Below are 7222 nucleotides of genomic sequence, written 5' to 3' on the forward strand. Positions count from 1 at the left end.
TCAAGGTTTCAGCATCCAGGAAGTTGCTTCAGGAAAAATTGTCGAAGGACAAAATTATATTCTACCAGCCAAAACATTAACTGCACCATTTGATGTGTATCAATACTATTATGATGGGATTGCTGGATCTAAATTTTATATTGAAGATGGCGGCATTGATCGTAATGTATCAATCAGAATATTAATGGAAGTACCGCCAACTATTCCGTGGATTGTAGACGGCAAGAAAGTTTGGTTCCTTGGGGTATTTGAAGTAGACGGTGTAATTGGTGCTGACTTTTGGTTCTTGAATGATAAAGCTGCAGTATTTGAAATGCCTCGAACCCCGCAATTTAATACTATGGTTTCAACACTAGGTTATACTCCCGGTACAACATGGCAATTTGCTTATTATAAAACTGGAGTTGGATTCACTAATATCGACATCTCAACAATTAATGAGCCAACAAAAGTCACTGCTAAGATACGGCATTTCTCTGAAATAGGTGCTGGTGATCAAACACTTGCAAATATTGGTGAAGAGGTCTTAAGTACTATTCCTAAGGATTTTGAACTCAAACAAAATTATCCAAATCCATTCAATCCGGGCACAAGCATTGAATATTCACTTTTAAAAGGCTCGAATGTATCGTTAAAAGTTTACAATCTGCTTGGCGTTGAGGTAGCTTCACTTGTGGATGGTTACAAATCCGCTGGCAGCTATCGAATTAATTTTGATGCGAGTGATTTATCAAGCGGAGTTTATCTATATAAACTAAAAGCAAATGGCAAAACACTTTCTAAAAAAATGTTGTTAACCAAATAAAGATAACTTGCAAATTGAACTGAGGATAGTGGACAGGTTGTTAAATTTTTTTAATCGATATTTAAATAAATATCATTGTAAATAAATTAAACTCGTCTCCTATCCTCAAGTTGTTTTACAGGAGAGAAAATGATAAGAAAATGGGTTAAGTTCTTCTTAGTAATCGTAGTTGCCATCTCAATTTCTCAGTGTATAGACATTCCTGATGAATTTGTGATGCCTGTTTGGGATGTAGAATTAAACGTCCCGATTGGTTCAAAAACTTATTCGTTGAGCGATATAATTAAAAATCAGAATCAGATTCAAATCGACTCTAGTACATCAGACCGTTTAATCAAATTCACAAGTGACAAAATTGAAAAAGACACAACTCTTGAATTTTTGTTCGACAATTCGTTCGACATGGTACAAGACAGCTCTTTTTTCTTAGCTGGACAAGCAATCCATTTAGAAATGATAATTAGAAAAGATTCGCTCCGAATCGATAGTGCAGAAATTCAAGATGGAATTGTTGAATATACGTTGACCAACAGATACAATCAGCCTGCTGTATTCAATTTGTCTTTTCCAGGGATAACAAGAAACGTTGGTGGAACGATTGATACATTTAAAATCAGCGGGAATGTTCCAGCGAACTCAACAGCAAGAACACCAGTGCCAATGGCTGGTTTTAAGTACAAACAACCAATTAATCAACCATTTGGTAGTTCGCGCCCTGGTGTTTGGGTAAGAGGGAGTGCAAGTTTAGCTGCAGCTGCATCCGGTGACAATATGGGATTAAGAATTGAGGTTAAAGACCTGAAATTCAAAAATTACGCTGGCAGGTTTGCTCCGATATCCTTAGGAAGTAAAACTGAAACAACAGAAAATGCGCTTGGTGCTGACTTAAAAGATTTAATAAAAGCAGTTTCATTTGATAGTGTATCCATTATGATTAATGCATTTACAACTTTTAAAGGATTTTCTGTCGCTCTTAAAAATGTTAGTGTGACTGGAACTTATAAAAATGGTTCCCCAAGTGTAAATTTATTGTTTAACGGGAAAACAATTTTTGATACTGTATTTAGCCCAGGTACCGTGAATAAATTTACTTTCAACAATCATAATACATCAATCAATGACTTTCTAAGTAAAACTCCAGATTCAATAAAGCTCTCAGCTGGATTGATTATTAATCCAAGCTATGTTAATGGAGCGATTGATTCACGGGATCGAGTTAATTTTTCAGTGGAGATTAATGCCTGGGCAAAATTGAGAATCAATAATGCATCCATCACCGATACCATTGAGATTGATCTTGATGAAGATGCAAGAAAAAATATTTTGAAAGCAAATTCTGGAGACTTGACAATCGAAATTTCGAATGGTCTGCCATTAAGTGTTCAATTGGCTGGTTTCTTTACAGATTCAACATACAAAAAACTATTTTATGCTACGCGTGAATTGGGTACTGGGGCGGCTAATGATACAGTTATTACATTACCCGGCGCATCAGTGGATGCAAATGGAAGGGTTACAGCTGCTACGAGCAAGACAATTAAAATGGTCTTATCTAAAGATGATTTAATAAAGTTTGAGAATGCTTATTTCTTAATTCAAAGATTCAATCTTTCTAGCAGTGGAACCCAATCAGTGCTGCTGCGTGCGGATGACAAAGTATCATTTAATGTATACGGAAAAGTAAACTATCGAATTAAAGAAAACGACTAAAAAAGAGAGACATAAAATGAAATTTACAAAAACACTTTTCTTAATTTTTTTATTCGCTGGAAGTTTGATGTCACAGACTTCCGGATCATATGGATTTAGTGATGCTAAAAGTCTTTCATTAGCAAATACATATACTGCTAGAGCATTGGGTGTAGATGCACTGGGAGTTAATCCGGCCAATTTAGCAATAAATGACTGGACGAGTTTCTCACTAAAAACAGTTCTACCGCTCCCAAATCTGGGAATGAATTTTTCCGCTCCAATCAGTATGGATAGAATCAATTACTTTTTCGGTGGAGTGGATGATGGTACAGGAAAAAAAGTTGGAAGATATCTTACAGATTCTGATAAAAATGAATTAGCCGAACTCCTGTCCGATGGAGAATTCATTACGAATTTTGCCATTACTCCGTTGGCATTCACAATTAATATCAATGAAAACGTTGGCGCTTTTGGATTTGCATTAACAGATAGATTCGGAACGAATGAACGATTATCCAAAGCATTTATTGATTTAGCATTTAAGGGACTCACTGCTAATAATGTTTATTCCTTCGCTGATATTGTTGTAAGATCCTCTTACTGGAGAGAATTTTCTCTTAGCTATGCACGACCAATATTTAAGATGGAAGACTTTATAATTAAAGAATTGTATGGCGGGATAAGTTTGAAAATGATTCAAGGTATGTATTACGTCGGAACATCTAAGAACAATTCACAATTTCAATTGGGTAATAAGAATAAAATCATCGGTTCATGGGATTATGAAGTAAATACTGCTTTCTCTCCCGATATTGGTGTTAATTACGGCTCGGATAGCGTTTCAACAGTAGAGGAATTTTCTCCATCTCCATTCCCTACGCCGGCAGGTTCCGGATTCGGTTTTGATTTAGGATTTGCTGGGAAAATTAACGATCAACTAACCATAGGTTTCGCACTTACAGATATCGGTTCAATAACATGGGATAAAAATCAAGCAACTATTAAAGGAAGTGGCGATTTTATTTTCGAAGGGTATACTACAGCGGAAGCGCTTGATTCACTAGAAGACAAATTTAAAAAGATAACCAACGACGTTTCATCAAGTTTTTCGACTAGTTTACCTACAGCATTAAGGATTGGAGCAGTTTATCAATTAGATAAAGCTCCCTTCATTGGTTCCTTTCCCGGACAAATGGCAGTTTCATTTGATTATAATCAAGGATTTAATGATGAGATTGGCAATTCTAAAACTCCGAGATTTTCTCTTGGTATTGACTGGAAACCAGGAAGTTGGATTCCATTTGTACGGACTGGTCTATCGTTCGGAGGAAAGCACGGATTCAATTGGGCATTCGGATTTGGTTTCATGCTAGGACCGCTCGATTTTAACTTTGCTACTTCGAATTTTAATTCGCTGCTTGGAATGAATTCGGCAAAACATCTTAGTTTTGGAATGGATACTAAATGGAGATTTTAATCAGGATATACAATGATTAACCAAAATTTTAATAAATACATTTTCATAATCCTAATTGCAATAGGATTTATCTCGAGCTCTTGCTCAGATAAATCAAAAGAAATTTTGAATCCGATTTTTGATCTCGCGGTTGATTTGAGTCTCTCAGACCGAGAATACAATATGGGTGAGATAATCAGACGCCAAGACCAAATAGCAGTAGATTCAGGAAGTTTTCTTTTGAAATTCTCAACCGATGAAATTAAAAAAGACACTACTATCGATGCCTTCTTTGCTGATATTTTTAATTTAGACCAGGATACTACATTCCAAGTTTTAGTAAGTGATACTATTTCTGTGGAGATGATTGTTAGAAGGGATTCAATCCGTGTTGACGAAGCAGAATTTGACGGTGGATTGATCGTTTATCAGTTCACAAATTACTCATCAAAAAATTCGGAGTTTAAATTAATTCTCCCAGGATTCACAAAGAATGTTGGCGGCTCGATTGACACTCTTAAAATTGGCGGATTAATTCCGGGAAATCAATCTGTCAACTATCAAAATAATTTAGAGGGGTATGTTTACAAGCAACCTCCCACACAACCTTTTGGAAGCACTCGCCCCGGTTTTTGGATTAAGGGGAAATTGATACTTGCTGGAGGTTCCCCTGGGGATAGCATCAAGATATTTTCAGATGTCCAAAATCTGCGTTTTAAAAGGATGAAAGGAAGATTTAAACCTCTTTCGCTTGGTAAAAAAGAACAAACATTTGAAAATCTACTGGCCAGTGATATTTCCGATGTCATACAAAAAATTACATTCGATTCAATCAATGTCAAAATAGTTGGAAAAACAAGTATCGATCTGCCAATAAGGTTAAATAAATTTGAAGTTGCCGGCATATTTAAATCTGGTGCACCAAAAATAAATTTACGTTTTGGAAGTGCAACAGCATTTGATACAGTCATTGCAGCGAATGCAACAACAACTCTTAATTTTAATAATGTAAATACTGACATAAATTCATTCCTAGCAAAATCTCCGGATTCAATAAAAATAATATCAGAAATTATTCTGAATCCAACTTATGTGGCGGGTGAAGTCTTATCAAAAGACTCAATTTCTTTCTCATTCGATGTTGATGCTTGGTCTAAGTTCAGCATCGATAATGCTGATTTCACCGACACTTTAGAAGTGGATTTCGGGACCGATGCGAGAGATAAAATTGCAAAAGGAAAATCCGGCAGTATCACAATTTACTTTAACAATTTAATCCCTTTAGAAGCAGAATTGATCGGACTTTTAACTGATTCGCTTTATCGACCACTCATGTATATTACACGAAACATGTTAACCTCAAGTGATTCGGTCGTAAAAATTGGTGGTGCTTTTATTAATTCCGATGGAAGAGTAATTTCACCAAACATCCAAACCGTGAAGGTGGATTTGACTCAAAGTGATATTCTCAAATTAAAGGACGCGTACTTTTTAATTCAAAAATTTAGTTTATCAACTACAGATAAACGTATTGTGTATCTTTCATCTAAGGACAAAATCAACGTCCGAATTACTGGAAATGTGAGAGTCCAATTTAATAGTGATGACTTTTAAAGTGAGAAATTTAGCTATGAAAAAAATAAAAACGTATTTCAAATTTCTTATTCCACTCATATCGGTATTTGTATTATCAAGTTGTTTGGATATTCCGGATGAATTCGTTGCACCAATATGGGATGTGGAAGTTAACGTACCAATTTTAAGTAGAACAGAAACTGTAAAAAGTCTTGTTAAGAATGAAAAAAATATCTACGTAGATTCCTCAACTGCCGACTTTTTGGTCAAATACGATTCAGTAAAAACGGAATCAAAAGCGCTTCTCGATATATTTAAAGATAATATCAAATTTGAAGATGATTTTGTAGTCAAACCAAAAAATGTTGATACTCTTTCATTCGAGACATTTATTAGAGACGATTCAGTAAGTCTTGATGAAGCACGATTTATAGGGGGTAAGCTGGAATATAAATTAAGCAATTATTTAAATCGTTCAGTTTCGGTAAATATTACAATTCCAGGATTTACTAAAGGAACCGACACATTAAAATTTGATATTATTGCTGGAGCCAATAGTTTTGCAAATAAATCTATTGATGTTGGCGGTTATATCTATAAACAGTTAGCTTCAAATCCTCTCGGCTCACCTGGATCTGGATTTTACGTTAAAGGATTTGCAAAAATTGGTGCTGGATATTCTGGAGATTCTGTTGTCGTACACCTTAAATTAGAGAAACTCGCTTTTTCATACCTCAAAGGAAAAATTAAGCCATATAAGACAGAGATCAAAGAAAAAAGATCAAAGCTAACCGATAACGATGACGTGAAAGATATTCTTCCAAAAGTTTATATATATGGAGCAAAGTTATCTTTTAAATCAAATGCAACATTGCAAAATGTAGAAGTCGGCTTACGAAACTTTCAGGTAGTTGGGATTTTCAAATCTGGTGCACCAAATAAATTTTTAAAGATAAGAGGTAAAACTGTTTTAGATACCAATATCTCCATGAGCGATCCAATAATTAATATTTCCGTGGACGATATTGCGATCAATGATTTTGTTTCACCTAATGTACCAGATTCTATTGCATATAAAGGTGATATTGTTGTAAATCCGAATTATAAAACTCTTGAAGCTTCACTCCCTGATTCAATAAAGTACGAAATCGGGTTTAATATTTTTTCAATTTTTAAAATTGATTACGCTGCTAAGACTGATACACTAAAAGATGCTGTTGAAATTAAGGAAGACGACAAGAAGCATCTTGATAAAGCAAAAGAAGCTGAGCTAACACTCGAGATCGATAATGGATTTCCAGTGGGATTTACTTTAAATGGTTATTTTGTTGATTCACTCTATAATTATCTTTTCCATGTAACCCGTCAAGATGGAAGCGGTTCTACGTCTGATACTACCCTTCAAGTTACTGCCGCAAATGTTGATGCCGGGGGAAAAGTATCTTCATCGGTTTTGCAAAGCCGCAAGATCAAGTTAGTTTCATCAGATTTTCAGAAACTGAAAAACGCTAAGCACTTAATTTTGAGAGCAAATGCCCATACAACGGGTGGACAAAAAGTTTACTTGCGGGCGAACGATAAAATTACTATAAGAATTTATGGCAGGGTAAAAGTTATTGCAGATTTTTCGGATAAAGATTAACATTTAAAAGCTTCCATCAAACATAATTGGTGGAAGCTTCATTTCATTTTCT

Annotated in this window: 5 protein-coding genes; all 5 read left to right on the forward strand. The window is 35.1% G+C overall.

Features of this window, described 5'->3' with window-relative positions:
* Positions 1 to 805, forward strand: an 805-nt coding sequence (locus FJ213_12245) for a T9SS type A sorting domain-containing protein (protein ID MBM4176923.1), incomplete at its 5' end; no start/stop codon positions are given.
* A gap of 129 nt (positions 806 to 934) precedes the next feature.
* Positions 935 to 2515: a hypothetical protein gene (locus tag FJ213_12250; GenBank protein ID MBM4176924.1), complete on the forward strand. Its 1581-nt coding sequence runs from the start codon at positions 935 to 937 to the stop codon at positions 2513 to 2515.
* 16 nt (positions 2516 to 2531) lie between these two features.
* Positions 2532 to 3974, forward strand: a complete 1443-nt coding sequence (locus tag FJ213_12255) for a hypothetical protein (protein MBM4176925.1) — start codon at positions 2532 to 2534, stop codon at positions 3972 to 3974.
* A 12-nt stretch (positions 3975 to 3986) separates the two neighbouring features.
* Positions 3987 to 5567 carry a hypothetical protein gene (locus tag FJ213_12260; GenBank protein MBM4176926.1) on the forward strand — a complete coding sequence of 527 codons (1581 nt, stop codon included), beginning with the start codon at positions 3987 to 3989 and terminating at the stop codon, positions 5565 to 5567.
* Positions 5568 to 5583: 16 nt separating this feature from the next.
* A complete protein-coding gene (locus FJ213_12265) occupies positions 5584 to 7170 on the forward strand; it encodes a hypothetical protein (protein MBM4176927.1) in 1587 nt (528 codons plus the stop codon).
* The last annotated feature ends 52 nt before the right edge of the window (positions 7171 to 7222 follow it).

Source organism: Ignavibacteria bacterium (assembly GCA_016873845.1).
Taxonomy (GTDB): Bacteria; Bacteroidota; Ignavibacteria; order Ch128b; family Ch128b; genus JAHJVF01.